The sequence below is a fragment of the Gordonia metallireducens genome (assembly GCF_021245825.1).
Lineage (GTDB): Bacteria > Actinomycetota > Actinomycetes > Mycobacteriales > Mycobacteriaceae > Gordonia > Gordonia namibiensis.
Genome location: NZ_JAJQJP010000034.1, coordinates 81,566 through 107,215, shown reverse-complemented (window position 1 = coordinate 107,215; position 25,650 = coordinate 81,566). Strand labels below are relative to the sequence as shown.

Annotated in this window: 26 protein-coding genes; 9 read left to right on the top strand and 17 right to left on the bottom strand. The window is 67.4% G+C overall.

Going from position 1 to position 25,650, the window contains the following annotated elements; translation table 11 throughout:
• The first annotated feature begins 82 nt into the window (after positions 1-82).
• From LQD00_RS13995 to LQD00_RS13980, 4 genes are all read left to right on the top strand, one after another.
• Complete coding sequence (locus LQD00_RS13995; RefSeq protein WP_232717796.1) at positions 83-1,276, top strand: hypothetical protein; 1,194 nt, start codon at positions 83-85, stop codon at positions 1,274-1,276.
• A complete protein-coding gene (locus LQD00_RS13990; protein ID WP_232717795.1) occupies positions 1,273-2,358 on the top strand; it encodes a DUF1214 domain-containing protein in 1,086 nt (361 codons plus the stop codon). Before LQD00_RS13995 ends, LQD00_RS13990 begins: the two co-directional genes overlap by 4 nt.
• On the top strand, positions 2,358-3,623 hold the full coding sequence (locus LQD00_RS13985) for a sulfotransferase (protein WP_232717904.1): 1,266 nt from the start codon (positions 2,358-2,360) through the stop codon (positions 3,621-3,623). The genes LQD00_RS13990 and LQD00_RS13985 overlap by 1 nt, the downstream gene beginning before the upstream one ends.
• Positions 3,624-3,740: 117 nt before the next feature.
• Entirely contained in the window at positions 3,741-4,559 is an 819-nt protein-coding gene (locus LQD00_RS13980; RefSeq protein WP_232717794.1) for a DUF1353 domain-containing protein, read from the top strand.
• A 60-nt stretch (positions 4,560-4,619) separates the two neighbouring features.
• On the opposite strand, the gene lon is transcribed toward LQD00_RS13980, so the two are convergent.
• From lon to LQD00_RS13965, 3 genes are all read right to left on the bottom strand, one after another.
• Entirely contained in the window at positions 4,620-6,947 is a 2,328-nt protein-coding gene (gene lon / locus LQD00_RS13975; protein ID WP_232717793.1) for an endopeptidase La, read from the bottom strand.
• 161 nt (positions 6,948-7,108) lie between these two features.
• Positions 7,109-7,714 (bottom strand): VOC family protein, encoded by a 606-nt coding sequence (locus tag LQD00_RS13970; protein WP_232717792.1) that lies wholly within the window; start codon positions 7,712-7,714, stop codon positions 7,109-7,111.
• A gap of 191 nt (positions 7,715-7,905) precedes the next feature.
• Complete coding sequence (locus tag LQD00_RS13965) at positions 7,906-8,049, bottom strand: hypothetical protein (protein WP_167330284.1); 144 nt, start codon at positions 8,047-8,049, stop codon at positions 7,906-7,908.
• 281 nt (positions 8,050-8,330) lie between these two features.
• Between LQD00_RS13965 and LQD00_RS13960 the strand changes: the two genes are divergently transcribed.
• Complete coding sequence (locus LQD00_RS13960; RefSeq protein ID WP_232717791.1) at positions 8,331-8,762, top strand: DoxX family protein; 432 nt, start codon at positions 8,331-8,333, stop codon at positions 8,760-8,762.
• 13 nt (positions 8,763-8,775) lie between these two features.
• Here LQD00_RS13960 and LQD00_RS13955 read toward each other — a convergent pair whose 3' ends face one another.
• The 5 genes from LQD00_RS13955 to LQD00_RS13935 form a co-directional block, all read right to left on the bottom strand.
• Positions 8,776-10,263 (bottom strand): DHA2 family efflux MFS transporter permease subunit, encoded by a 1,488-nt coding sequence (locus tag LQD00_RS13955; RefSeq protein WP_232717790.1) that lies wholly within the window; start codon positions 10,261-10,263, stop codon positions 8,776-8,778.
• Between the two features lie 142 nt (positions 10,264-10,405).
• Positions 10,406-10,924 (bottom strand): alpha/beta fold hydrolase, encoded by a 519-nt coding sequence (locus LQD00_RS13950; protein ID WP_232717789.1) that lies wholly within the window; start codon positions 10,922-10,924, stop codon positions 10,406-10,408.
• Between the two features lie 78 nt (positions 10,925-11,002).
• Positions 11,003-12,310, bottom strand: a complete 1,308-nt coding sequence (locus LQD00_RS13945) for a lipase family protein (protein ID WP_269785018.1) — start codon at positions 12,308-12,310, stop codon at positions 11,003-11,005.
• A 53-nt stretch (positions 12,311-12,363) separates the two neighbouring features.
• Positions 12,364-13,641 (bottom strand): hypothetical protein, encoded by a 1,278-nt coding sequence (locus LQD00_RS13940; RefSeq protein ID WP_232717903.1) that lies wholly within the window; start codon positions 13,639-13,641, stop codon positions 12,364-12,366.
• Between the two features lie 242 nt (positions 13,642-13,883).
• Positions 13,884-14,267: an SRPBCC family protein gene (locus tag LQD00_RS13935; RefSeq protein ID WP_232717787.1), complete on the bottom strand. Its 384-nt coding sequence runs from the start codon at positions 14,265-14,267 to the stop codon at positions 13,884-13,886.
• 120 nt (positions 14,268-14,387) lie between these two features.
• On the opposite strand from LQD00_RS13935, the gene LQD00_RS13930 reads away from it, so the two are divergent.
• Complete coding sequence (locus tag LQD00_RS13930; protein WP_232717902.1) at positions 14,388-15,143, top strand: cutinase family protein; 756 nt, start codon at positions 14,388-14,390, stop codon at positions 15,141-15,143.
• Positions 15,144-15,151: 8 nt separating this feature from the next.
• On the opposite strand, the gene LQD00_RS13925 is transcribed toward LQD00_RS13930, so the two are convergent.
• Genes LQD00_RS13925 through LQD00_RS13905 form a run of 5 tightly spaced genes read right to left on the bottom strand, consistent with a single transcriptional unit; the run spans position 15,152 to position 19,626 of the window.
• Positions 15,152-15,817: a GntR family transcriptional regulator gene (locus LQD00_RS13925; protein WP_232717786.1), complete on the bottom strand. Its 666-nt coding sequence runs from the start codon at positions 15,815-15,817 to the stop codon at positions 15,152-15,154.
• Positions 15,814-16,563 carry an HAD family hydrolase gene (locus LQD00_RS13920; RefSeq protein ID WP_232717785.1) on the bottom strand — a complete coding sequence of 250 codons (750 nt, stop codon included), beginning with the start codon at positions 16,561-16,563 and terminating at the stop codon, positions 15,814-15,816. Before LQD00_RS13920 ends, LQD00_RS13925 begins: the two co-directional genes overlap by 4 nt.
• Positions 16,560-17,435 (bottom strand): sulfurtransferase, encoded by an 876-nt coding sequence (locus LQD00_RS13915; RefSeq protein ID WP_232717784.1) that lies wholly within the window; start codon positions 17,433-17,435, stop codon positions 16,560-16,562. The genes LQD00_RS13920 and LQD00_RS13915 overlap by 4 nt, the downstream gene beginning before the upstream one ends.
• Positions 17,432-18,793, bottom strand: a complete 1,362-nt coding sequence (locus LQD00_RS13910; RefSeq protein ID WP_232717783.1) for an LLM class flavin-dependent oxidoreductase — start codon at positions 18,791-18,793, stop codon at positions 17,432-17,434. Before LQD00_RS13910 ends, LQD00_RS13915 begins: the two co-directional genes overlap by 4 nt.
• Positions 18,794-18,852: 59 nt before the next feature.
• Positions 18,853-19,626 (bottom strand): hydroxyethylthiazole kinase, encoded by a 774-nt coding sequence (locus tag LQD00_RS13905; protein WP_232717782.1) that lies wholly within the window; start codon positions 19,624-19,626, stop codon positions 18,853-18,855.
• A gap of 155 nt (positions 19,627-19,781) precedes the next feature.
• Between LQD00_RS13905 and LQD00_RS13900 the strand changes: the two genes are divergently transcribed.
• The gene (locus LQD00_RS13900) at positions 19,782-20,120 is read left to right on the top strand and encodes a hypothetical protein (RefSeq protein ID WP_232717781.1); all 339 of its coding nucleotides are present in this window, start codon (positions 19,782-19,784) and stop codon (positions 20,118-20,120) included.
• Here the strand turns inward: LQD00_RS13900 and LQD00_RS13895 are convergent.
• The 3 genes from LQD00_RS13895 to LQD00_RS13885 are packed head-to-tail and all read right to left on the bottom strand — an operon-like array spanning position 20,117 to position 22,088.
• Positions 20,117-20,758: a TetR/AcrR family transcriptional regulator gene (locus tag LQD00_RS13895; RefSeq protein ID WP_232717780.1), complete on the bottom strand. Its 642-nt coding sequence runs from the start codon at positions 20,756-20,758 to the stop codon at positions 20,117-20,119. The genes LQD00_RS13900 and LQD00_RS13895 overlap by 4 nt on opposite strands.
• Positions 20,759-20,784: 26 nt before the next feature.
• Positions 20,785-21,666, bottom strand: a complete 882-nt coding sequence (locus LQD00_RS13890; RefSeq protein ID WP_232717779.1) for an LLM class flavin-dependent oxidoreductase — start codon at positions 21,664-21,666, stop codon at positions 20,785-20,787.
• The gene (locus tag LQD00_RS13885; protein ID WP_232717778.1) at positions 21,663-22,088 is read right to left on the bottom strand and encodes a winged helix-turn-helix transcriptional regulator; all 426 of its coding nucleotides are present in this window, start codon (positions 22,086-22,088) and stop codon (positions 21,663-21,665) included. The genes LQD00_RS13890 and LQD00_RS13885 overlap by 4 nt, the downstream gene beginning before the upstream one ends.
• 106 nt (positions 22,089-22,194) lie before the next feature.
• On the opposite strand from LQD00_RS13885, the gene LQD00_RS13880 reads away from it, so the two are divergent.
• On the top strand, positions 22,195-23,253 hold the full coding sequence (locus LQD00_RS13880; protein WP_232717777.1) for a pirin family protein: 1,059 nt from the start codon (positions 22,195-22,197) through the stop codon (positions 23,251-23,253).
• A gap of 13 nt (positions 23,254-23,266) precedes the next feature.
• Here LQD00_RS13880 and LQD00_RS13875 read toward each other — a convergent pair whose 3' ends face one another.
• Positions 23,267-24,319, bottom strand: a complete 1,053-nt coding sequence (locus tag LQD00_RS13875) for an alpha/beta fold hydrolase (RefSeq protein ID WP_232717776.1) — start codon at positions 24,317-24,319, stop codon at positions 23,267-23,269.
• Between the two features lie 212 nt (positions 24,320-24,531).
• Between LQD00_RS13875 and LQD00_RS13870 the strand changes: the two genes are divergently transcribed.
• A complete protein-coding gene (locus LQD00_RS13870) occupies positions 24,532-25,635 on the top strand; it encodes a Rieske 2Fe-2S domain-containing protein (RefSeq protein ID WP_232717775.1) in 1,104 nt (367 codons plus the stop codon).
• Positions 25,636-25,650 lie beyond the last annotated feature (15 nt).

Below are 25,650 nucleotides of genomic sequence, written 5' to 3'. Positions count from 1 at the left end.
CCTTGACACACCTGTGCCCGCCGGGCAGATTCTCTCCAACAGGAAGCAAGCGATTCCACTTCACCGTCCCCGAGGGCCGCCCATGACGCAGACCAGTCCTACACCGACGACGGGAACCGGGGACTCCCCTCCCCGTCGCCCGTATCGCATCGCCGTCTGGGGTCCCGGCGAGGTGGGCGGCGCCGTCATCCGGGCCGCACTCGCCGACCCCGCCTTCGAGATCGTCGGCGCCCTCGTCCACAACCGCGAGAAGGAGGGCAAGGACATCGGCGAGCTGGTGCGGTCCGACCCGATCGGGATCGCCGCCACCCGCGACCGCGCGGCCTTCAAGGACCTCGACGTGGACTGTGTCGTCCTCACCCCGGCGCCGGCCGCGGTGATCAAGGGACTCGACGACGACGTCATCGATCTGCTCGAAGCGGGGAAGAACGTCGTGGCGACCGCGGCGTACCACAACGTGTCGATGCCGAACTGGCTCAGCCCTTTCCGCAAGTCCCCGCAACGCATGTTGGAGGCGTGCCACACGGGCGGCGCCACGCTGCACGGGACCGGCGTCCATCCGACTTTCATCGTCGAGCGGGTCGCGATGACGATGGCCAAGGCGATGTCGTCGGTCAGTCATGTGCGATCGGTTGAGGCCGTCGACTTCTCCCGCGCCGGGTCGATGTGGGGCGGGTTGGGAGCGCTCGGATTCGGCGCCGAACTCGATTCCCTCGGCGCCGAGTCCCCGGTCGCACGCGGCGGCGACATCTACTACGGCGATCTCACCGGCAACGTCGCGCACGCGCTGTACGGCGCGGACAGTTCCGAGGTGAGGGTCGAGACGTCACTGCGCGGCATCCCCGCCGAACGAGATGCGCAGGTCGGCGCGACGGCGATCAAGAAGGGCACTGCTGCCGCCCTGCACCTGACGCATCGCGGCTACCTCGGCGACCATCATTTCTTCACCAACGAGGAATGCTGGTATCTCGCTTCGGTACCCACTCGGCCCGCTCGCTCCGCTCCCGGCGCCGAAGTCGTGTTTCGCGGCGATGATCTCCCGTTCGGCGGGTTCACCAGCCCGATCGCGTACACGCTCGTCATCAGCGGCGAACCGGCCGAGATGCGCACCCAACTGGAGTTCGGCATCGGGTCCGGCCACACCAACCCGATCACGACCGCGTCGGTGCGAGCCGTGCTCGACGCCATCCCGGCGGTGGTCGACGCCGAACCGGGCATCCTCATCGACGACGTCGGACCTCATTACCGGCACGACGACCGGGTCCGGCTCCCGTGACCGAGGACGCTCGACCAGAGGTCGCCGCATGGAACGGTCTCATCGACGCGCTCCGCTCCGCAGGTGACAAACTCGCCGCCGACACCGCGGGCCTGGACCCGGCAGAACAGGCCGACGGATTCCGCGCCCTGGTGCGCGGGTTGTCGAATCAGTTGTCACGCCTCGAAGTCGACCGAGAACGCCCGGAGCTCGTGCCGTTCAACGGGTGGCGGCACAAGTTCCTGATGGACAACCCCGATTTCCGGTACTGGGTCACCGAGGTTCGTGGTGATCGTGTCTACCGGATCCGCGGGAACCGCGGCGACGCGTCGTACATGTCGGTGACCGTCTACCGCCGGACGGGCGGCATCGGCTCGGAGGCGACGGCCCGCATCGACAGCGACGCCATCGGATTCGACGACGACGGCAGTTTCGAGATCGACCTCGGCGGTTCCGCACCGGGAGCCGGCGACTGGCTGGAGTTGCCGGAGAAGTCCGGCGCCGTCTGGGTCCGGTTCTTCCACGACGACGTCGAGAAGGACGAACTGGGCTGGTGCAGTATCGAACCGATCGTCGAACCGCCGGTGCCGCCGCCCATCGACGCGGGGAGATTCGCGTCGTCGCTCGGCACCCTGGCGGCCACGACCTCGATACTCCCGACGATCTTCGAGATGTCGACCAAAGACGATCTCGATCCGCCGAACGTCCTGCGTCACTGGTCGGAGATGGCCGGTGGCGCTGTGTTCACCGAACCCGGAATCCACTACGTCCGCGGCGGCTGGCAGCTCGGACCCGGCGAGGCACTGGCCATCGAGGGGGATGTCGTGGAGTGTCGATACTGGAACATATTGGCGTACAGCCGCTTTCTGAACTCGCTCGACTTCCGGTACCGCCCGGTGTCGTATACGGGTGCGACCGCGACGGTCGTCGACGGACGGTATCGATTCGTTGTCGCGGCGGAGAACCCAGGCGGCTCGGGCGACTGGATCGACTCCGAGGGGCGCGACTTCGGGATCATCGTGATGCGTTTCCTCCAGCCTGTCGATACACCTCCACTGCCGTCCGCCCGGGTGGTCCGGCTCGACGACCTGCGAGGCGAGTGATCATGACGTGGACGCCGCCGCAGCGGAGCGAGGTCGCCGAGAGCATCTACGCGGCCGCAGAAGCCGATCGGGTTGCCCGCCCCGAGCGGTACCGGCTGGGGGTCGAGGCAACCGACACCATCGTCGAACGGGCCACTGCCGGGCACGGTGTCGAGGGATTGGGCGACCCGGCACTGTGGCGGCCGGGCCTGGAACAGTACCTGGCGTCGGCGACCGAGGACGGCCGTCTCAACGCTGTCGGAATCCGTAACGCGCAGGACGCGGTGATCGGCAAACTGCGGGCGCGCTCCATCTTCGACAAGACCGTGCGGGAGAGCCCGGAAGTGGCCGAACGCGAGGTGCTCCCGCCGATCGTGATCATCGGCGGCTGGCGCACCGGGACGACGTTCCTGTACCGACTCATGGCGCGCGACCCCAGGCTCCGCGCGCCGCGTCCAGTCGAGCTGTATGCCCCGTGGCGGGTCGCGAGGCTGTCCCCGGAGCAACGCGAACGGCTGATCGACACCCAAACTGCCGAGCCCAACCCGCTCCACGTGCTGAACCCGGCGATGGCCGCGGTCCACGATTCCGGACCGGCCCTCCCCGAGGAGTGCGTACTCGGCATGGGAACGACCATGCGCAACTGGGGCTTCAGCTCGACGATGCGTCTCGACAACTACTCCCGATGGCTGGCCGATCAGGATTTCACCGGTGAGTACGCAGCGCATCGCACTATGCTGCAGATCCTCGACGACGGGTCCCGGCGGCGATGGCTGCTGAAGGCGCCGGCCCACACGCCCGAACTGGCCGCCCTGGCCCGGACATACCCCGGTGTCTGCATCGTCCATCTACACCGCGACATCGTGGAGACCGTGGCGTCGGGTGCCAGCCTGTTCGCGACCTACCGGTCGACCTACAGCGACGAGGTCGACGGTCACGACGTCGGCCGGTTCCAGATCGAGCAGTCGGAGTTGTGGTTCCGTCGAGCGCTTGAGTTCCGTGATTCCCGTACGGCCGGATCGGCGACCGTCGTCGACCTCGACTACCGGGACCTGGTGTCCCGCCCCGGGGAGACCGTCGAACGTGTCTATGCAGCAGCCGATCTCGATGCCCCGGACGTCGCGGCGATGCTCGCCGAGCACAACGGGGAGCAGCCGCGTCATGGCAAGGGCAGACACCGGTACCGCCCAGAGGAGTTCGGGATCGAACCGAATGCCCTGCGCGAACGGATGGCCTTCTACACCGACGCCGTTACCGAGTGGACGTCGAGCGCTGCCCGGCAGTAACCGACGACTCGCGATTCCCGCACGTCGGGTTGCACTTGGGTCTCTGTCTGTCTGGATGTTCCTCGTCTCTGCACTGGGCGGCGCTACCGTCGGAGGTGCCGAGGTCGGGAGGTCGAGATGGGCGACGCCACATCGAGTACCACCCGCTGGGTTCCGTGGCGAGTGGCGCCGTCCTCCGGTTTCGAGGTCGACGATCCGACCGGTCGGGGCAGCGTCGGGATCGTCCAGATCGACGAGCGTCAGTTCGTCGTCCTCAACACCTTTCGATACTCCGACGAGGACGTCGAGAACGATCTGGTGACCAAGTTGGTACGCGGCGGCATGGATGAGTCGCAGGCCCGTGCGGCGGTCGACAAGGCCCGGACGTTCGTTCCGCGCGACGACAATCCGACGGATCTCGCATCGGTCCCGCGCTTCATGCGCTGGTTCGAGGACTCCTACGGAAAGCACTCGCTGGCGGCGTTGATCCACGACGAGCTCATTTCCGACGCCGTCAACTCGGGTGCACTCGGCAGCGACACCCTGTCCGACCGATTCTTCCGCGAGATGATGCGAACGTCCGGGGTTCCCTGGCTGAAGCGCTGGATCATGTGGTCGGCCGTGGCACTCCGGACCCGTTGGATCGCAGGCGGTTACCGCCGGTGGAGCCTCGTGCTGTGGCTGTTGCTCAGCATCGTGGGGATCACCGCTACAGTCGGCTCCGCGGGTGCGCTGCTGTTCGACTGGCCGTGGACGGTGTGGTCGCCGACGGGGTCGCTCGTGGTGGCGCTGCTGATGATCTTCGTCGCCGCACCCCTGTGGGGACGCCAGTGGGCGGCCAGTCTGATCGGCGCCGTCGGCGCGTTGTGGCTGGTGCCCGCTGCTGCCGTGACGAGTCTCGCCTGGGTGGTCTACCGCGCGTTGGAGGGGATCGCCCGCACTCTGCGGCTCCGTTGATACGAAAAGCGGGGCGCCGCCCGGTGGCCCGGACGACGCCCCGCTGATCGTGCTCCGACGTCAGGCTGCGCTGACCTGTTCTCCCGCTGCGGGTTCCAGAGCCTGCGCGACGATCTCGGCGACGTCGGTCATCGGGCGCACGTGGAGTGCGTCGAGGACCTCGGCCGGCACGTCGTCGAGATCAGGCTCGTTGCGCTGCGGGATGAAGACGGTCTTCAGCCCGTTGCGTTGTGCGGCAAGCAGTTTCTGCTTGACCCCGCCGATCGGCAGGACGCGGCCGTTCAGCGTGACCTCGCCGGTCATGCCGACCTCGGCGCGCACCCGTCGACCCGTCGCCATCGACACCAGCGCGGTGACCATGGTGACGCCCGCACTCGGACCGTCCTTGGGCACAGCTCCGGCCGGAACGTGCACGTGGATGGTCTTGTTGAGCGACTCGGGGTCGACGCCGAGCTGCTCGGCGTGCGCCCGCACGTACGACAGCGCGATCTGCGCCGACTCCTTCATCACGTCACCGAGCTGACCGGTCAGCTTCAGGCCGGGCTCGCCGTCGGTGGCGTTGACCTCGATGAAGAGGACATCACCACCCATTCCCGTGACGGCGAGACCCGTTGCGACACCGGGCACTGCGGTCCGTTCGGCCGATTCCGGGGTGAACCGGGGCCGGCCGAGGTAGTCGCGCAGGTCCGGCTCGTCGATGGTGACCGGAGCGGTCGCCGTACCCTGCGCGAGGTTGGTCGCCGCCTTGCGCAGCGCCTTCGCGAGGAGCCGTTCGAACTGTCGCACACCGGGTTCCCGGGTGTAGTTCGCCGCGATCTCGCGGAGCGCCGCGTCGGTGACGCTCACCTCGTCGGTAGTCAGTGCTGCCCGCTCGGCCTGTCGAGGCAGCAGGTAGTCGCGAGCGATGGCCACCTTGTCGTCCTCGGTGTAGCCGTCGAGGGTGACGAGCTCCATGCGGTCGAGCAGGGCCGACGGGATGTTCTCGATGACGTTGGCGGTCGCGAGGAACAGGACGTCGGACAGGTCGAGGTCGAGATCCAGGTAGTGGTCGCGGAAGGTGTGGTTCTGCGCGGGGTCGAGGACCTCGAGCAGGGCCGCAGCCGGGTCGCCCCGGTAGTCCGAACCCACCTTGTCGATCTCGTCCAGCAGCACAACGGGATTCATCGATCCCGCCTCGCCGATCGCGCGCACGATGCGACCCGGCAGCGCGCCGACGTAGGTACGGCGGTGACCGCGGATCTCCGACTCGTCACGCACACCGCCGAGCGCGACGCGCACGAACTTGCGGCCCAGCGCCCGGGCGACGCTCTCGCCGAGCGACGTCTTGCCGACGCCGGGCGGGCCGGCGAGCACCATGACGGCGCCCGATCCGCGTCCGCCGACGACCTGCAGGCCGCGTTCGGCGCGTCGAGCACGCACTGCCAGGTATTCGACGATGCGGTCCTTCACGTCGTCGAGGCCGTGGTGGTCGGCGTCGAGGATCTCCCGAGCACCCTTGATGTCGGTGGAGTCCTCGGTGCGGGTGTTCCACGGCAGGTCGAGGACGGTGTCGAGCCAGGTACGAATCCACCCGGTCTCCGGCGACTGGTCGCTGGCGCGCTCGAGCTTCCCGACCTCGCGCAGTGCGGCTTCGCGCACCTTCTCGGGCAGGTCGGCCTCCTCGATGCGCGACCGGTAGTCGTCGGCACCCTCGGGCTCGTCCTCACCGAGTTCCTTGCGGATGGCGGCGAGCTGCTGGCGGAGCAGGAACTCCTTCTGCTGCTTGTCCATCCCCGCGCGGACGTCCTCGGCGATCTTCTCGCTGACCTCGGACTCGGCGAGGTGGTCGCCGGTCCAATCGACGAGCAGCCGCAGTCGCGCGGCGGTGTCCGGTGTCTCGAGGAGTTCGCGCTTCTGCTCGTCGGTGAGCCAGGACGCGTAGCCCGACGTGTCGGCGAGGCTCGACGGGTCGGACATCTTGTTGACCGCGTCGATCAGCTGCCACGCCTCGCGGCGCTGCAGCATGGCCAGGACGAGCTTCTTGTACTCGCCGGCCAGGGTTCGCACCTCGTCGGTGACCTCGGGGTCTTCGACCTCGGTGGCCTCGACCCACAGCGCGGCACCGTGGCCGGGTGTCCCGGTACCGATCTGCGCACGCGTCTCACCCTTGACGACGGCCGCAAGACCGCCGCCCGGGATGCGCCCGACCTGCACAATCGAGGCGATCACCCCGTACGTGGGGTACCGGTCGTCCAGCCGTGGGGCGACCAGCAGTTTTCCGCTCTCACTCGCCCGCGCAGCGTCGACCGTGGCCTGAGCTGCATCGTCGAGCGGAATCGGCACGACCATGCCGGGCAGGACGACGACGTCCGGGACGAAGAGGACCGGCAGTGAATATGTCTGCGACATGAAACCTCCAGAGTTAAGTCTGATCGACTCAACTGCGATGGCTGGAAGTTTGTTCCCGACTGATTTATGCCAGGGGCGAACGGGGCGAGATCAACGCGCGGCGCCGCTTTCCTCGACGAGTTGCTCGCGATGCGCCGAAACGCAGCTGTTGCCCTCCGGCCTCAGCATCCCCAGGTAAACCCGTCCGGGTCGCTGAACTGCCCGGCCTCACCGCCGATCACCAGCCGATGCGAGCCGGAACCCGCGGAGTCGACACCGGCATCCTTTGCCGCGGCCTTGCGGCCGTACAGCGCGAGCTTCACCGCGTCCGGGCCGCTCTCGAACTCGACGTATTTGCGGCCGTAACTCTTCCCGACCGTGAATCCACGGTCGGCGTAGAACTGCTTGGTGGCCGCGACGTCGTCGACGCCGAGCAGGAGGACCACGTCGTCGACGGTCCGGGCTGGTGCGCCGGTCGGTTTCTTCGACGAGCTGGCCACCTTCCAGATCGCACCGTCGGGCGCCTGGATCACGCCGCCGTATCCCCAGAAGGACTTCTTGGCGGGCTTGAGCACGGTGGCACCGGCGTCGATCGCGGGTTCGAGGAAGGAGTCGGCGACTGCCGGGTCGGCGACCACGAGCGAGATCACGTAGCCGCGGAAACCCTGGCTCGGCGCCTCTGCGGCCCGGAACCGCAGTCGGTCGCCCAGTCCGAAGGCCTTGTCGTAGAAGACTTCCGCTGCGCTGATGTCGGGAACTTCGAGGGTGAGTGTGTTGATGTTCGTCATGCTTCGACGCTATGGCGCGTCGAACTGTTTACGCTTCTCGATTCCTGATCGATCGTGCGTCACCGCCAGACTCTCCTCGGCTGGCTTCGATACGGCTCGTCGCAAGCTCCTCGCCTACTCAACCAGCAGGCAGGGACGGCTCGTCGCGGGCTGCTCGCCTACTCAGCCAGCAGGCGGGCGGCGGGGGTTGTTCAGCCGGGGAGGTCGACGAGGCGGGTCGCGAAGACGACGACCTGGGCGACGACCAGCACCGCCAGCGCGACGGCGAACGCCGCGGCCGTGATGACCACTCCCGCGGAGGCTTTCAGCGCATCCCACACACTCTGTAGCGTCATGACCGCGCTCCGAGGCGCGTCGTGGCGAACAAAGGACCTGAGGACAGGTGTCGGCGTACCGACATCGAGTCGAGGGGCATGGGCTGACCTCCGTGCGGACAAATACCCCGGACGACGGTGTCCGGGGTCACACTTATGTACCACACACATCAGGGTCGATGCGACATAACGGACCCTGGATCAAGTGACCAAATCGCATCGGCCCCTTGGTTACTGGCCAGTCCGAAACCCGATCGGCCACGAACTGCGGTTACACAACCGGCGATCTCCGAGGAGCCTGCATGTCGATCCTGTCCCCCGCCACCGCACGGCAACCGCTGGGCCGCGCGATCGCCCGCATCGCGCTGGGAGCCGTCCTGGCGATCGCCGGGATCGGCCACCTGACTGCGCAGCGCGACGAGTTCCAGGCCCAGGTGCCCGACTGGGTGCCGTTCGGCAAGGACTTCGTGGTCCTGGCCTCGGGCGGGGTGGAGATCGCGATGGGCGCGGCGCTCATCGCCCTGCCGCGGTATCGCAAGGTCGTCTCGTGGATCGTCGCGGCCTTCTTCGTGGCGGTGTTCCCCGGCAACATCCATCAGTATGTCGAGCACATCGACGCCTTCGGCCTCGACACCGACCAGAAGCGTCTGACTCGTCTGTTCTTCCAGCCCGTGCTGGTGCTGTGGGCGGTTGCAGCAGGGACTGGTGAGGTTCATAGCTCGAAACCGCGGTGAGCGCGGGTTCGAGCTATGGATCGGCGGCTTGTTCGCGCCGGGTACAAGCAGCCTGGCAGGCGGTGTCCACCCCGGCCCGGACCTGCGGCCGGAAGCCCGCGCCGGAGCTGATGGTCAGCGCGGCGACGAGCCCGCCGACCGCGCAGAACGCCGCACAGATGTACATCGCCGTCCGGAACCCGCCGCCGAGCGGCTCACCGGGACCGGCGTCGATGCCGGCGACCGCGGGCAACACCGCCACGGCCAGCAGCCCGGCGACGCGGGCCACCGCGTTGTTCACGCCCGACGCGGTCCCCGCGAACGCGTCGTCGACCGCTCCCAGCGCGGCCGAGGTCAGCGGCGCGACGGTCACCGTCATACCGAGCCCGAACAGCAGGACTCCCGGCAATACATGCGCCAGATAATCCGTCCCCGGTTGCACCCGAGCCATCAGCGCGAAGCCGCCCGCGGCGATCAGCGGGCCGACGGTCATCGGCAACCGTGGCCCGGTGGTCTGGGCGAGCTTTCCCACCAAGGGCGACCCGAACAGCATGATGAACGTACTCGGGAACATCGCCGCACCCGCCTCGAACGCCGAGTAACCCAGACTCTGCTGCAGTTGCAGGGCGAGCAGGAACAGCGCGCCACCCAGAGCCGCATACACCAGCAGCGTCGTCAGGTTGGCGCCGGTGAACTGCGACGACCGGAACAAACGCAGCGGCAACAGCGGTGAGCGCACCCGCGTCTCGATGACCGCGAACGCGACGAGCACCGCCACGCCCACTAGACCCGCGACGATCGTTCCGGTCGACCAACCGCGCGACGGACCCTCGATCAGCGCGTAGATGACTCCTGCGAGACCGAGGGTCATCGTCACAGCTCCCGCGACATCGAGCCGACGCGGCGCCGACGGATCGCGCGACTCCGGCACGTGCTTCATCGCGATGACCAGCGCACCCAACGCCAGTGGCACGCTCAGGAAGAACGCCCAGCGCCACGACGCCGCGTCGACGAGCCAACCGCCGACGAACGGTCCCAGCGCACTGGTCGCGCCGGACATCCCGGCCCACAACCCCACCGCGGCACCGCGATCCGACGGCGCGATCTCCGCGTTGATCAGCGCCAGGCTGCCGGGTACGACCGCTGCGGCCGCCACACCCTGGACGAGTCGGGCGGCCACGAGCCACTCGACGGTCGGGGCCACCCCGCAACCGACCGTCGCGACCGCGAACATCGCCAGGCCTCCGGTGAAAACGAGCCGGCGCCCGTATCGATCACCGGCGACCCCGCCCAGCAGCAGGAGTGAGCTCAGGGTCAGCAGATAGCCGTCGAGCACCCACTGTTGTCCCCGGAGTCCGGTGTCGAGGTCACGTGCGATGGCCGGCAGTGCGACATTCACGACCGTGCCGTCGAGGAACGCGACGCCCGACCCCAGGACCGCCGCGACGATCAACCATCGGCCCGCCGCCGATGCAGCCGGTATCCCGCCTGGGACTGCATCCGCCGGACGGTTCGCGGTCATGTCTGCCTTCCCGGACGCCTCGGGTCTGTCTACCCAGAGTCGGGGTCGGAACGCCTACGCGCAACCGCCGCTGTCACGGGCAGACGCGTGGCAGGTGGGCAACGGCCCCTTCGATACGCCCCTCCGCAAGCTCCGGGGCTACTCAGGGAGCAGCGGTGCGCAAGTCAGCGGCGATGGCTTCGACCTGGCCGACGAACTGGTGACCGCCGGCCGCGTGGCGGTGCAGCTGCGCGTCCGGGAGCAGAGCGGCATTGAGGTCCAGATGCCCGAGCGGGACCTCCTCGTCGTCGATGCAGTGATGCAACGACAGCGAGACGCCGCGCGGTGGTGAGCCGGCGAACTCGTACTCGTCGACGTCCCAACCGTTCGGCCCCCAGTTCGGCATCGCCAGGAGGACCGCTCGTCTCGGCCCGGCGTACCCCGGCTCGGCAAGCACGTGCAGCAGGATCGACGCGCCGAACGAGTGGGCGACCAGGAGGTCGTCGGCGCCCATCGTCGACAACCGGACGCGCAATGGTTCAGCCCACGCCTGCAAGGACATGTCGTCGCTCGCGAACTCCGGCATGTCGACGGGCACGCCGAGAGCGCTGCCGAGGCCGTCGGCGATCTGGCGGTCGTCGGCGAAACCCCCTGCGCCGTGGACGAACAGGAGCAGTGTCATCGTGATCCCTTCGTAGCTCGGTATCGCTACAAAGACTGACCCTGCCCGACGCGAGTTCTCATCGGAGGGTCTCGGGACTCACTTCCCCTTGAGCGGCTTCTCGGCGAGCTTCTCGGCCAGCCAGTCGACGGTCTGCATGCCGAACAGATCTGTGCCCCAGCCGTAGAGGTTGGTGAGGAACCGAACCATGCTGCAGTCGGTGGGCTGGTAGTCGACCTCGGTGCCGCCGCGGCGGTAGTCGGCGGCAAGCTTCCGGGAATCCTTCGCGGGCACCAGCGACATCGGCGAGTCGTCCTTCGCGCACGACGCGATCAGCACCGGTGCGGTGGGCGACTTGCGGCCCAGCTTGTTGTCTTCGTAGACCGGCTGGAAGTCGGCGATCTCGGCCGGGTTCTCACCGCTCTTGAAAAGCGTGTTCATCGGCACGAACGGCATGGTGAAGTAGGCCGGGGTCTGGCATTGGGTGCGGAAGACGTCGGCGATGGCCTTGCCTGCCGGGGTGAACTTCTCGTCGAGTTTCATTGCCGGGTAACGCGGTTCGAGACCGAGCAGCGTGGCGAGGACGAAGGCCGAGCCGACCGAGCCATCGGCGGTGGCGATGAAGTTCTTCTGGTCGACGACCATGCCCTCGAGGACGACGCCCTTGATATCCAGTTCGGGCGCATACTTTTTCGCGTTCTCCGCGGCAAAGGCCGCACCGACACCGCCGCCGGCGATCCCGAACATGCCCAGCGGCGACGCCTCGGAGAGCTCGTTGCCGTCGTGCCGAAGCGCTGCGCGCAGACCGTCGAGGAGTGCCTTGCCCGCGAACTTGCCGGCGAAGACGCCGTGCGGCTTGGGATCACCGTCGTTGCCGACATCGCTCATCATGACCGCGTAGCCCTTGCCGAAGAACTGGCCCAGCGGGCCCAGCGCCGACCAGGACGCACCGTCCAGCGGGTCACCGCCGGTCCACATCGTGGACGGATGGCAGTAGGCGCCGACGCTGTCGTTGGCGAGTTGGTAGCCGATCAGCGGCCGAGTGGCGTCGGGTTTGCCGTCGCGCGGGATCATCAGCAGCCCGGTCGAGATCTCCTGCTCGTCGTGCAGCCCGCGGGTCACGTACATCAGCTTGTAGGCGTCAAGTTTCGCCGGACGCCAACCCATGAACTGGACGGCAACCTTCTTGGCCTTCAACACATCTCCGGGCTTCTCGCGCCCGGACAGACGAGGCTCGGCATAGAAGGGGTCACCGGCGACCAGCGGGTCGATGACCTCCTGCGGGCTCGCGAGGCGACCATCACGCAGTGCGCCGACGACGAAACCGTTCAGCACCTCGTTCAGGCCCGGCGTCCGGTTGGGCGCGGCGCCGGCCGGCGCGGCCAGCGCGATACCGGAGGCGACCATCGCCAGGACGGCCACGAGCGTGATCCGTCGGGACAGACGCGAGAAGGATGAGTTCACTGGTAGGTCACCTTGATCGAGGTCAGAACCGACTCCATCAGCGGCAGCAGGTTTCGGGTGGGACGGTGTGTTTCCATCTGCTCGAAGTACGGAACGCTCATGGCGGCGCGCAGTGCGGGCCAGTGGTACTCGACCTGGGTGCGGTACTTCGGCAGAAGTTCGGTGGAGATGTAGACCCAGCGGTCCTCGTAGACCGACCAGTTCCACTCCGGCAGCGGCAGACTCACGGTCACCTTGCGACCGTCGAGCGCACGGCCCGGGACCTTGAGTTGACGGATGTCGCGCGGCGGGACCACACCGGCGACCGACGGCGCGGCGGCCACGGTGCTGCCGTAGGTCATGGCCTCACCGACGTCGCCCTTGTAGTTGCGGGTCGCGTCCCACTGCTTGTTGATGACCTCGCCCTGCTCGCGCTGCAGCAGACGGGCATTGCCTGCGGCGACCGCGGCGGGCTTCCTGGAGGCGATGCCCTCCCAGGCGCTCATGATCTCGTCGTCGAAGATGCCCGCCTCGTGCATCTCCCGGAGTGCCGGCAGACCGCCGACGACGTAGGCCCGGTGCATCGGCATCAGGTCGGAGAAGATGTTCTTCTGCATCACCAGGATCTGCCCCTGGACCTGCCGCAGGTCGTCGGCGGTGATCTTGGCGCCGACGCGGGCCAGCGCGCGGAGTCCGCCGGGGAGGCTGTTGACCGCCTGCGGTCCCGCGAGTTCGTTGACGCGGGCCACGATCGCGTGGGCGACGGGCTGCAGTCGGCTGAGTTCGAAGATCTCGGTGGCGTCCTTGTAGTCGAGCAGGCCGCCGCCGAAGTCGGCGCCGACCAGGCCACCCATGCCGGCCCACTGCAGTTCGCGATGCGCGAGCTGCAGATCCTCGTAGTAGCGGTAGGACTTCAGCAGGTTCTGGTGGTTGGCGCCGACACCGGCACGCGGGTTCCACGACGCGAGGTCGATACCGGCGCGCGTCGTCGTCTCGACGAGCCAGTACTGGAACAGCAACGCCTGGTACGACGACGGCGCGAGTCCTTGGTCGCGGGCCTGCCCGACCAGCCGCTGCAGGGTTGCTGGGTCGGTCGGCAACGCCGGGTGCACACCGCCCGGGCCTTGCGAGGCATCACGATTGACCAGCGGCAGGTTCAGATACCGCGACAGGGAATCGGCGGATGCCGTACCCCCGCTCACCAGCGAACCGAGCGCGACGACCACTGCCACCGCCGCGCAGACCGATACCCGTACGACCTTGTTCACGATGCTCCCGTTCAAGCAACCGACCATCACGGCCGAGTCACATTCCCATAACCGAAGTGAATCTAATGCTTGAGGTCGTCAGCCAGCAATTCGGCATCGACAAAACCGGAGGAATCCTCCGAAATACGTCCGATCAACCGAACGTCGCAGCGCAACACCGATTTCAGGCGATGCTCGGAATCCTCGAAATCGCCCTGGTCAAGGGTGGTCGAGACAGGGCTCCGCGACGATCTCCGCGACCCGCCGCTGATCGAGGATCGGAGAGTAGGTCAGAACAGTGCCCTGAGCCGCGCCAGATCCTCCTCGACCATGCGGGTGTCCCGGTTGAACTCGTCGTCGGACATCGACAGCTGTCGGAGCGTGAACACCACCTCGGCCCCGTCCGGATGCGGCAGAACGCGCAGCGGATTGTGCACGGTGTCGCCGTTCGGGAGGATCACGTCGTGGTCGACGACCCCGAGGGTGTTCCGCGGAACGAACCGGACCGTCACAGTGCCCATCGGCGACTCCGCCAGGAGATCGTCACCGCGTCGGACCACCTCGGAACTCGCGAGCCCAGCCGCCCACTTCGGGAGATTGTCGGGATCGGAGATGAACTCGTACACATCCTCGGTTGACGCACCGATCACCGTGCTCACGTGGCGACTCCGCATGACGATCAGTATTCCGCGTTTGGTGACGCATCCGGCGGGGAACCTGGAATGGTCACGACAACGGGGGGACAGTCCCATGCGACCCGTGACGACGAGCGAACCACCACCGACGGGATCAGAATGAACCACGACGCGAACTCACATAGGACCCGACCGAGAGGCGTGATCACCCGGCTGGGCATCGTCGCCGCGTCCCTGATCGCCGCTGTCGCCGGGTCAGTGATCGCGGGAAGCCCGGCGGCCGAGGCCAAGCCGGGCTGCCCCGACGTCGAGGTCGTGTTCGCCCGAGGGACCGTCGAACCCGCGCCCCCTCTGGGCCTGACCGGCATTTCCTTCGTCGAAGCCGTCCGGTCACAGCTCCCCGGCAAGTCCGTTGCCGCCTATGGCGTCCCCTACCCGGCGAGCGACCAGTTCGGCAACAAGTTGAAGTTCGCCCGGACCGTCGCCGACGGCGTTCGCACCACCCAGAACCGCGTCAAGTCGCTGGCAGCCAAGTGCCCAGACACCAAGGTCGTTCTCGGCGGCTACTCCCAGGGTGCGGTCGTCGCGGGTTACGCCGTCCATGCCGGCCTCGACCTTCCCGCGCAGTACAAGGCGTACGACCGTTTCGTCCCGCCGCCGCTGCCGGCGTCGCTCTCGCGCAATGTCGCGGCGATCGTCTTCTTCGGAGCCCCGTCGGACCGCTTCATCACCGACATCGGCGCGCCCCCGGTCCGCGTCTCCACCCCGTACCGCGGGAAGACAGTGCGCTACTGCGTCGCCGGTGACACCATCTGCGACGGCGCGCCGGTGGGCGGCCCCAACGCCCTGCACACGCTCTACTCGGTCAATGGCATGACCCTCGACGGTGCACGCTTCGTGGCACGGCGAGTCTGAGGCGCAGTTCAGGGGCTGGGGCTCTCCCCCGCCGCAACACCCATCGTCCGGGAGACGAGCTGCGAAATTCGGACGTCCCGATCGTGATTCAGGTGTTCGAGCATGAGCAAGCGGGCCTTCTCGGCTGATCCGTCGATGATCGCCGACAGGATCTGCTCGTGCTCGCTCACCGAACTCTCGAAGCTCTCGCGACCGGTCGGGGTGAACCACGGCGCGCTGACCTTGATCTGATCGCGAAGGTCCCGTTCCATGCCGTAGATCGTCTGGTTGTGCGCCGCCCGCATCACACAGTCGTGGAAGACATTGAGTGCGTGTCGGATCTCGACCGGATCGGTGTGACTCGCACTCTGCGCCAGTGCCTCTCTGAGCCGGGCGATGTCGACCGGTGTGTGGCGTTCGGCAGCCGCCGCTGCGGCGCTGGACTCGAGAATCGCTCGCACCTCGAAGATCTCGAGCATCTCCTCATCGCTGCGGATTCGCAGGACGAATCCCCGCGACGCCGCGATCAGCAACCCCTTGCGTTCGAGTAACGCCAGTGCTTCCCGGACCGGGGTCCGTGACACCCCGAACTCGTCGCTCAGCGCCTGAGGGATGAGGGTCGCGTCGGCGGGATAGTGGCCGTGCGTCAAACGCTCGTGCAGCGCTTCGTAGACCGCGTCGCGGGCGCTCTTCATCGGCGGTCACCTTCCGTCGGGTCATACAGGGCGGACTCTGCGAGCCCCTCGATCCTTGCAGACAACCCGACAAGCGTGTCGACACGAACCGACCGCAGGTCGTCGACGACGAGTGCGGTGTCGTCGGCGAAGCGATGTGCGCCCGTCTGCACGCCGACCAACGGGATGCCGAGGTGCCGGGCCGTGAGTTCGTCCCACTTTCCGTCGCCGAGGATCACCATCCGCCAATCTTCGATCCCGTGACGAACCGATGCCTGGCCGATGGCGTCGCGCACGATCTCAGCGCGGTTGTCGTACTCGGTACCGGTGGCGAGCGGTACGTCGTCCGGTTCGACGCCGAGCACGCGCAGTTTGGTACGGGCGAGGGCACGAAACGACCCGGTGGCGAAGGCACCGTACACATCACGCCGTGTCGCCAATTCTGCCAGCAGCTTTCGTGCACCGGCGATCTCGTCGACCGCTCCCGTGGACACGTGAACGTCGAACTCCTTGGCGTAGAGCCGCTCCAGTTCCGCGATGAACGCCGGGTCGGCGGGAATGCCGTGCTTGTCCTCGTACACCTCACCGGTCACCGCCGAATCAGTGTAGGCGCGGTACGCCTCCCACGGCTTGGCGAGTACATCGAGGCCGTGCCGGGCGAGCACATCGATGGCCACCCGGTCATGCGCTGCGGCCGAGTCGAGCAACGTGCCGTCGATGTCGAAGATGACCAGCGTCGGCGCCTCCGAAAGGTCTCCATGGGTCATCGCGGCAGGACTCCCGTCACGAGCGGGAGCGCCGGATGACTCCGCCATTCACTCAGCGAACCGTCATAGACCCGGGGTTGCGGGTATCCGGCCTCGACGAAGGCCAATGCCGCACCGGCGGCGTTGATCCCACCGCCGCAGTAGACGATCACTTCGGCATCTCGGTCTATCCCACACTGCTGCAGTGCCTTCCGGGTCCGCTCGGCCGAGAAGGTGCCGTCGTCGTTCAGCAGGTCGGGGTAGGGCACGCTCAGACTGCCCGGGATGTGGCCGGGCCGGTCGCCGCCGGATTCACCCGTGTAGTCGGGAGACCGGAGAGCACATACGAGCGCAGTGGGCGATCCTTCGTCGTCCGACACCGCACGCACCTCGTCGAGGTCGGTGAACACCGGGGTGCCGAGGTCCCGGATCTCCACGTCCGCGGCGACGGCGGCGGGTGTGGAGTCGCCGGTGGCGACCGGGTAGCCGCGGTCCTGCCAGCGGGTGAACCCGCCATCGAGCACACGCGCACGATCGAATCCGAAGGACCGCAGCACCAGCCACACGCGCGCGGCGTAGGCGCCGCTGAGCTGGTCGTACACGACGATGTCGTCCTCCGGGGTGATGCCGAGTTCCGCTGCTGTCACGGACATCTGGTCGACCGTCGGCCGCGTGAAAGCGATCGTCGACGACGGATCGGAGAAAGCCGCGAACAGGTCGGCGAACCGGGCTCCCGCGATGTGAGCGGCGCGGAAGACCTCGTGACCGGGATCGAACACCGTCAACCCGGCATCGTCGACCGACCTCGCGATGCTGGCATCGAGTACGACGACGGAATCAACGTTGCGGTGCAGCCATTCCGCGGAGACGAGCGCGGACGCGGCGCGGGTCACGCGCCGGCCTCGACGACGCCCTTCGCCCGGTTACGCCATTCGCCCCGCTCCGGTCGGTTGAGACCGAGGTTCTCGCGTAACGTGTCGCCCTCGTACTCGGTGCGGAACAGCCCGCGGCGCTGCAGTTCGGGCACCACGTGGGTGGCGACGTCCTCGAAAGCCGCCGGCACATGGGTCGCCTGGATCATGAATCCGTCTGCGGCCCCGGCGTCGAGCCACTGCTCCATCGTGTCGGCGATGTCGGCGGCCGAACCGATCATGTTTCCCTCGGTACGCGCGCCGTACCAGCGACCGATCTCGCGGATGGACAGGTTCTCCCGCTCGGCGAACTCCACGACCTCGCGGTAATGACCCTCCACGCCAACCACTTCGAGCGACGGGAGCGGGCCGTCGAGGTCGTACTTCGTGAGGTCGACGTTGACGTGATACGCCAGGCGCGACAGGCCGGCCTCGTGGTCGACGAGTTCGAAGAATGCCTCGTGCTTGGCCATCGCGTCGCGGACGTCGGTGCCGACGACGGTGGTGGCGGCGGGCAGGATCTTGAGCTGTTCGGGGTCCCGGCCGTGGGCGGCCGCGCGCTGCTTCATGTCCTGGTAGAAATCGACGGCACTCTCGAGCGACGCGTGGCTGCAGAACACGACATCGGCCCAGCGGGAGGCGAAGTCGCGTCCCGTCGGCGACGCGCCGGCCTGCACGATGACCGGGTATCCCTGCGGCGGTCGGGGCACGCCGAGCGGCCCCTGAACCTGGAAGAAGCGGCCCTTGTGGTCGATCGCCTCGACCTCCTCGGGGCGGGCGAAGCGTCCGGACTCCTTGTCGTGGATCAGCGCGTCGTCGGACCAGGAATCCCACAGTCGGGTGGTCACCTCGAGGAACTCCTCGGCCCGCGCATACCGCTCCTCGCGGTCGGGCAACTTGTCCTGGTTGAAGTTCTGCGCCTCCGCATCCTGGAAGCTGGTGACGACGTTCCACCCGGCGCGTCCACCACTGAGGTGATCGAGCGTGCCCATGGACCGAGCGAGGTTGTACGGCTCCTGGTAGCCGGTCGACATCGTCGCGGCGACACCGAGTTTGGTTGTCACCGAACTCATCAGGGTGATGACCGTCATCGGGTCCAGACGCGGTGTGCCGGTGCCGAATCTGACCGCCGGCTCGAAGGAGTCGCCGAGGCTTCGCGGGACGGCGAGCGCGTCGGGGACGAACGCCATGTCGAACTTGGCGTCTTCGAGGATCCGGGCGATGTGCAGATAGTGCTCAGCCGTGAGGAAGCCGTCCCCGGCGTCGGGATGTCGCCAACCGACCGTCCCCTGCGGGCCGGCATTCATGAATGCGGCCAAGTGGATCTGCTTGCGGGACATGTCATTCGCTCCTTTGCGACTGATCTGCGATTGACGGCGGGCGGGGTTCGTCTGCCTGGTCAGAGGGTGGAGAGTTCGTCGAGGAAGGCCACGGCGAACGATCCGGTGCCGGTGGTGCGAGCACCTGCCCGCTCCCCCGCCGCGGCAAACGCGGCGTGTGCGGCGCGTGCTGCAGTGAACGGATCGACGACGGCGCAGTACGCCGCGCTGAGTGCACCGAGGCTGCAGCCGGTGCCGGTGACCTGAGGCATCTTCGCATCGCCGCCCGTGACCGAGGTCGCCCGGCCCGACGGGTCACAGAGGTAGTCGACCTCTCCGGACACCGCCACCACCGCGTCGAGGCGGACGGCCAGGTCCTTGACGGTGTCGATGACCTCCGAGGAGTCGAGCGTCGAGTCGACGCCGCTGCCGCCGGCGCCGCCGGCCAGTGCCGAGATCTCGCTGGCGTTGCCGCGGATGATCGACGGCTCGTACTTCAACAGCGACGTGAGGATCTCGTCGTACTCGCCGGCTCCTGCGCCGATGGCCACCGGATCGAGCACCCACGGAGTGCCCGCCGTGTGTGCGGTCGCGGCAGCCTCCTCCAAGGCCTCCGGAGTCACCGAGGACATCAGGGCCGCACCGTTGATCCAGACCGCGCCCGCACCGGCGGGAAACGCCGTGGTGAAGCCGGGCGCCGCCCCGATCGCGGGACCCGCGCCCAGCGCGAGCAGTACGTTCGCGCTCAGATTGGCCGCAACGTAGTTGGTCAGGCCATAGATGAACGGGGCCTTTTCCCGGAGGCTCGCGATGGCGGTCTTCACTTCGGGCGACTGGACTGTCGTCGTTTCCATCTGCACTGCTCCTCGTGGTTCGCACTCCGGGTCTAGAACTGCATTTAGTTGTATACAGTTGGATGCGGACACTGCCAATCAGTCCGCAATTAAACTCAGCCCGGTTTCAACACATGTCACGTGCCTCACGCCGACCCCCGGCACCGTGGGCGACGATGAACAGCATGCGTGACCTCACCCCCGACGACCTCGGCGTGCTGTTGTCTGTCTTCGCCGTCCTGCTGTTGGCCTTCGGCGCCGACTTCCACTTCTCCCGCCGGATCGCGAAACGTCACAAACTGTCTGCCCGCATCTTCATCACGATCAATGTGGTCGGCGAGCTCGCGACCGCCGTCGCACTGGTCCTGACATGGGTGGCCCTGTGGAGTCCCGGCGCGTGGGAACGAATCGACAACCTCCTGGTCTTCGGACCGGGCACGGTGGCGATGCTGTGCGTCGTCATCCTCACGGTCGAGACCGTCGTGTCCCGCTCGACGGATGCGTGGCGGGGTTAGCTGAGGAGCGCCACGATCGCTCGCGCGAGTCCGCGTCGCGCCAGTTCCTGATCCTGAAAGCTGCCGAGTTGCTTCTCCGACACCAGACCTCGCATGGCGCCGGGCAGGAACGCCGCGACCTCGCGGACCCGTTCCGGGTCGACGTCGAGGTCGGCAAAGGCGCGCTGGCAGGACTCGGTCCAGGACGGCCCCCACGACGCGAACTCGGCGGCGGTCTTGGGGAACAGTCGCCGGAGTTCGTCGGGATCGCGGGGTAGTGCTGCCCGCAGGGTCTCGATGGCGCGGGACTCCGGCGCGGTCAGACCCGCATACATGAGCTCGATGATTGCCTCGACCCGCTCGGCCAGTGGCGCTTCGGGTTTCACGCTGACCGGCAGATCGCCGCGCTGCTCGGCGGTCCGGTGCAGCACCGCCGCCCAGAGGCCGTCGATGTCGTCGAACTGGTACTTGACAGCACCCCAGGTCGCGCCGATGTCCTTGGCGATCCGATTGCCCGACACCGACGCCGGATCACCTGAGGCCAACGAACTGATCGCCGCGTCGAGCATCGCATCGCGGGTCGCCTGTCCCCGACGATTCGCACGCCGAGCACCGGGCGCCGGTGTACCGGCCGGGGTGCGGGCGTCGACGGGGGTCATGGTCGCCGATGGTAGCCGCTGGGGATTCACGCCTGGCGTTCTGCGGCCACGAGTTCACGGACCGCCGGGGCCACCTCGTCGGCGAACCTCGCCAGATCGTCGGGGTCGTCGGTGGCCAGGATGAATTTGCTCATGCCGAGGGAGACGGTCAGGTCCGTCAGCTGTTCCGCCCACTGCGCGGGTGTGCCGGCGAGCAGGCCGGCGTCGGAACCGAAAGTGCCCGCGATGTTGTAGATCCGGGTGATGTCCGCGGGGTCCCGGCCGGCCGCACGCGCCGCGTCGTCGATGATCGCGGCCTTCTCGGCCACCTGATCCGGCGGGACGAACTGCAGGCTGGGCACCCACGCGTCGGCCACTTCTCCGGTCAGCCGCAGCATCCGCGGCCCCAACGCACCCAGCCAGATCGGAATGTCGTGCGCCGGAGCGGGTCCGGCGTGGAGTCCGTGGACGGGATAGAACTCACCGTCGAGATCGACCGTGCCTCCTGCCCAGAAGGCCCTCATCACCGTGATCGCCTCGGCGAGGGCATCGACCGCCTCACCCGGAGAGCGGCGCGGCCCTCCCGCGGCGACCACCCCGTCCCAGAACGCTCCGGCCCCCAGACCGAGTTCGACGCGGCCGCCGGTCAGGATGTCGAGAGTCGACGCCGCCTTGGCCAACATCACCGGCGGACGCAGCGGCAGGTTGGCGACGTTGGGCGACAACCGGATCGACTCCGTCCGAGCACCGATGACGGACAACAGCGTCCAGGTGTCGAGGAAACGCCGCTGGTAAGGATGGTCCTGGACACTGACGAGATCGAGCCCGGCCGCCTCTGCGACGTTCACGAGACGGAGCAGGTCGTCGATCCGGTCGGCCCGCGGGCTCGGAAAGAACCCGAAACGCAACGGTTGTCCGTAGTCGGTCATGATGACTCCTCGTCGGATCGGCGATCGAACTCTTTCCGGGCGGCGGCCACCCGCGGCGCCAGCCCGATGACGACCGACGCGAACTCGGCGACGGCCGCCCGCACTTCCACACCGAGATCGGTCAGGGTGTACTGCACACAGGACCGCCGACTCGGCATGACCCCGCGAGCGACCAAGCCGTCGCGCACGAAACGCCGCAACGTCTGCGACAGCATGCGGTCGTTGATACCCACCACGGCCCGGCGCAGTTCGCCGTAGCGTCGGGGTTCGGTGTCGAGCGCGATGAGCACCGTCATGGGCCAGACGCCCCCGATGGTCTCGAGTGCGGCGCGAACAGTGTCGGAACCGGCGAGGAGGTCGTCGATCGTGACCGATCCCGTGATCGTGACCGAACCCTTCGATCTGCCCTGCCCCGTGTCCATGCTGCGAGCGTACGCCTCTCTGGAAACAAGAGCACTCTTGAAATAAGAGTGAATGCGGATGCGTTGTGGACGGCAGGATCAGAAACCACAACGAGAAGGAGTCGTCATGACCTCCCCACAAACGAGCCAGTCGCCCGCGGCGGACCACTCTCGCGCCGGCCGTGTCGTCGAGCTGGGCCATCCCTGGCGCGGCGTCGGCCCATTCCTCTTCGCAGTCCATCATCTCGATGCCTACCCGGCCGGCAATGCCGAGATGGGTCCCGCCACCGGCGTCGACGACCGGCAGCTCGGCAGCGACTTCGGCCACCCGTCGGGCTGGAACATGTACCACGGGACCACGATTCCGGGCTTTCCCGCGCACCCACACCGTGGTTTCGAGACCATCACCGTGGTCCGCCGGGGCGTCGTCGACCACGCCGATTCGACGGGCGCCAGCGCCCGGTACAGCAACGGCGACGTGCAGTGGGTGACCGCAGGCAAGGGCGTCTCCCACTCGGAGGTCTTTCCCCTCGTGAATGCCGATCGCGACAATCCATTTGAGCTCTACCAGATCTGGCTGAACCTCCCGGCGCGCGACAAGACCGCCGATCCGGAGTTCACGATGCAGTGGTCCGAGGACATCCCCGTCGTCGTGCACGACGAGGACGGGGCGAAGGCCACCGTCCGGGTGATCGCTGGATCCTTCGGATCCGCCACGGCACTCGAGGCGCCGAAACACTCCTGGGCATCGGATCCGGCAGCGGACGTGGCGATCTGGCTGATCGATCTCGAACCGCACGCGAGGGTCGATCTACCGGCACCGGCCTCGACGGACACCCGCCGGATGCTGTATGTCCACGGAGAGGCGGCTCGCGTCGAGATCGACGGTGCAACAGTCGACTCGGGAATCGGCTTTGAACAGACGCGGGCGTCGGCGTTGGCCGTCGCCAACGGGGACGAACCGTCGACGATCCTCGTGCTGCAGGGCGCAGAGATCGGCGAGCCGGTCGTCCAGTACGGCCCGTTCGTCATGAACAGTGCCGAGGAGATCGATCAGGCCTACAGCGACTACCGCCGCACGCGGTTCGGCGGTTGGCCGTGGGACTCCGACGCGCCGGTCCACCCGCGGACCGAGGGGCGCTTCGCCCGGTTCCCGGATGGACGGGTCGAGCGGCCCGGGGAGTGATTCCCGGGTCGGCTCAGCTCGCGGCACCCTCCAGCTCTGTCAACTCGGTCGGCGTCGAGACCGAGTACATGACGCGATGGATCTCGGCGGTGAAGTCCTCGGCGGCCTCGATGTTGGAGGCATGACCGGTGTCCAGCACGACGAGCTGGTCGAGATAGCCGCGGATCGAGAGCGTGTGGGCGATGCGCTGGGTCATCGCGTGTGGAAGCAACAGGTCATGGCGTCCACCGATGACCGTGGTCGGCACGGGGATGGCCTCGGCTCCCACCGGCCCCAGGGCCAGTTCGATGAGCGCGACCGCGGCCTTCGCCCGCGCGACCGGGTTGCACGAACGACTCATCGCGAGCACGAACTCGGCGTGATCCACCGTCGCCGAGCGACCGTTGAGGATGCGGGTCCGGACCAGACTCCGCGCGAATCGACCGCCAGGGAACGGAAACGGGACCGACAGAGCGGCCTGACCGAGCCAGATCGGCGCCTTGAACATGGTGTTGAGGAACGGCAGGACCCGGGTCTCCGCGGCGATCCCGCCCCAGGTCGTGTTCGCGAGCACCAGTGCGGCCGCACGCTCCTCCACCTGGTCGGGGTGACGGTGCGCCCACGCCTGCACGGTGATGCCGCCCATGCTGTGGCCGACGAACACGGCCTTCGAGTCACGCGGCACGGCCTGATCGACCACCGTGTGGAGGTCGTCGGCCAGGACGTCGGCGTCGAAGCGGCGCTTGCCCCACGTGCTCTCCCCGTGACCCCGCTGGTCGTAGGCGATGACGTGGTAACGCTCGGCGAGGGCGTTGATCTGCGGGTTCCAGTACTCGATGCAGCAGGACCATCCGTGGACCAGCACCAGGACCGGCGCATCCGGTGATCCGTAATGGTGGACCCGGAGGCGGGCGCCGTCGTCGGTGAGTGTCCAGGTGGCACGTTCGGGCTCGCGCGAGTTGAACAGTGCGTTGGCGTACTGACGGCTGCGGAGTCGGCGTCGGGCCTCGGCCGGTCGTACCAGTCCCGTCAGCATCGACTGGGCGTCTGCCAGTCGTGCAGTGCGTAGCGCACCACCTGCGTTCATCTCGGCCTCCCGGCGTCATTGCTGTAAGCCACGTCACAGCGCCGGAGCAATGATACAAACCGGCGTCGGATGTTCCAACAGTTTCGAAGGAATTTTGTTGGACACACGAGTAACCGGATGAGAGACCCCTCAAACCTCCACTTGAACGCTGTTTTCGACCTTTTTCACAGAACCCTCTTGTATTCCGGTTCTGCGCGTCCTACCGTGGCCGCATGGCGCAAACGCCGCTGTCGATGACACCCACCGGATGGTTCCAGGTCGCATGGTCGACCGAGATCGCCGTCGGGGCCGTGCACACGATGAAGTATTTCGGTCGCGAGATGGTCGCCTGGCGATCCCGGTCCGGCCGGATCTCCGTATTCGACGCCTACTGTGAGCATCTCGGCGCCCACCTCGGCCACGGCGGCCACGTCGAGGGTGAGAACCTGGTCTGCCCCTTCCACGGTTGGGAGTGGAACCAGGACGGACGCAACGTGTGCATCCCCTACGAGAACCACCCCAACAAGGGTCGACGCATCCGCAGCTACCCCGTCGTCGAACGCAACGAAGCCGTCTGGATCTGGCACGACGTCGACGGGCGGCCACCGCATTTCGATGTCCCGGACATCTTCGCCGACTTCGACGACGACGCGACCGCGGCCGACTATTACCCACCGATTCCCGGCGCGACTTTGTTCCGGCCGGGCCTCGAGATCCACCCGCAGTACATCATGGAGAACGGCGTCGACTTCGCCCATTTCAAGTTCGTCCACAAGACACCGTTCATGCCGGATTTCACCCGGCACGATTTCTCCGGCCCGGTGTCCTACGTCGACTTCACCATCGCCTTCGACGAAGGCGCGACACTCGAAAGTGCGACCAGCGGAGTCGAATCCATCAACGCCGGCCTCGGTTGCTCGGTCACCAAGAGCTGGGGCATGGTCGACAACCGTACGATGCCCGCGGTCACCCCGGTCGACGAGCACACCTCGGACGTGCGCTTCACCGTCTGGATCGGGCGCAAACCCGGCGAGGAGACCGGCGAGATCACCCGATACGGAAAGACCATGGCCGAGTTGGTCATCGAGCAGTTCGCCGCCGACATCGACATCTGGGCACATCAGCGTTACTCCGACCCACCGGCCCTGTCCCGCAAGGAGTACGCGGGATTCACCGCGCTGCGACAGTGGGCCCGACAGTTCTATCCCGACGGCGGCGCCTCGGCCGACGAGTTCGTCCGGATCCGCCGGTCCGAGCTCGAAGCACTCCGCGCGGCAGCGCACATCGACAGCCGCGCGGCAGCACGCGTCGACACCGACGCAGCTACGCAGTCCTGACCCGACTCTTCTCCC

Excerpts from the sequence above, each read along its gene's own strand:
- LQD00_RS13995 (WP_232717796.1), top strand. The coding sequence starts at position 83 with ATGACGCAGACCAGTCCTACACCGACGACGGGAACCGGGGACTCCCCT.
- LQD00_RS13980 (WP_232717794.1), top strand. The coding sequence starts at position 3,741 with ATGGGCGACGCCACATCGAGTACCACCCGCTGGGTTCCGTGGCGAGTG.
- lon (WP_232717793.1), bottom strand. The coding sequence starts at position 6,947 with ATGTCGCAGACATATTCACTGCCGGTCCTCTTCGTCCCGGACGTCGTC.
- LQD00_RS13970 (WP_232717792.1), bottom strand. The coding sequence starts at position 7,714 with ATGACGAACATCAACACACTCACCCTCGAAGTTCCCGACATCAGCGCA.
- LQD00_RS13965 (WP_167330284.1), bottom strand. The coding sequence starts at position 8,049 with ATGACGCTACAGAGTGTGTGGGATGCGCTGAAAGCCTCCGCGGGAGTG.
- LQD00_RS13960 (WP_232717791.1), top strand. The coding sequence starts at position 8,331 with ATGTCGATCCTGTCCCCCGCCACCGCACGGCAACCGCTGGGCCGCGCG.
- LQD00_RS13955 (WP_232717790.1), bottom strand. The coding sequence starts at position 10,263 with ATGACCGCGAACCGTCCGGCGGATGCAGTCCCAGGCGGGATACCGGCT.
- LQD00_RS13950 (WP_232717789.1), bottom strand. The coding sequence starts at position 10,924 with ATGACACTGCTCCTGTTCGTCCACGGCGCAGGGGGTTTCGCCGACGAC.
- LQD00_RS13945 (WP_269785018.1), bottom strand. The coding sequence starts at position 12,310 with ATGGTCGCCTCCGGTATCGCGCTGGCCGCGCCGGCCGGCGCCGCGCCC.
- LQD00_RS13940 (WP_232717903.1), bottom strand. The coding sequence starts at position 13,641 with ATGGTCGGTTGCTTGAACGGGAGCATCGTGAACAAGGTCGTACGGGTA.
- LQD00_RS13935 (WP_232717787.1), bottom strand. The coding sequence starts at position 14,267 with ATGCGGAGTCGCCACGTGAGCACGGTGATCGGTGCGTCAACCGAGGAT.
- LQD00_RS13930 (WP_232717902.1), top strand. The coding sequence starts at position 14,388 with ATGAACCACGACGCGAACTCACATAGGACCCGACCGAGAGGCGTGATC.
- LQD00_RS13925 (WP_232717786.1), bottom strand. The coding sequence starts at position 15,817 with ATGAAGAGCGCCCGCGACGCGGTCTACGAAGCGCTGCACGAGCGTTTG.
- LQD00_RS13920 (WP_232717785.1), bottom strand. The coding sequence starts at position 16,563 with ATGACCCATGGAGACCTTTCGGAGGCGCCGACGCTGGTCATCTTCGAC.
- LQD00_RS13910 (WP_232717783.1), bottom strand. The coding sequence starts at position 18,793 with ATGTCCCGCAAGCAGATCCACTTGGCCGCATTCATGAATGCCGGCCCG.
- LQD00_RS13905 (WP_232717782.1), bottom strand. The coding sequence starts at position 19,626 with ATGGAAACGACGACAGTCCAGTCGCCCGAAGTGAAGACCGCCATCGCG.
- LQD00_RS13900 (WP_232717781.1), top strand. The coding sequence starts at position 19,782 with ATGAACAGCATGCGTGACCTCACCCCCGACGACCTCGGCGTGCTGTTG.
- LQD00_RS13895 (WP_232717780.1), bottom strand. The coding sequence starts at position 20,758 with ATGACCCCCGTCGACGCCCGCACCCCGGCCGGTACACCGGCGCCCGGT.
- LQD00_RS13890 (WP_232717779.1), bottom strand. The coding sequence starts at position 21,666 with ATGACCGACTACGGACAACCGTTGCGTTTCGGGTTCTTTCCGAGCCCG.
- LQD00_RS13885 (WP_232717778.1), bottom strand. The coding sequence starts at position 22,088 with ATGGACACGGGGCAGGGCAGATCGAAGGGTTCGGTCACGATCACGGGA.
- LQD00_RS13880 (WP_232717777.1), top strand. The coding sequence starts at position 22,195 with ATGACCTCCCCACAAACGAGCCAGTCGCCCGCGGCGGACCACTCTCGC.
- LQD00_RS13875 (WP_232717776.1), bottom strand. The coding sequence starts at position 24,319 with ATGAACGCAGGTGGTGCGCTACGCACTGCACGACTGGCAGACGCCCAG.
- LQD00_RS13870 (WP_232717775.1), top strand. The coding sequence starts at position 24,532 with ATGGCGCAAACGCCGCTGTCGATGACACCCACCGGATGGTTCCAGGTC.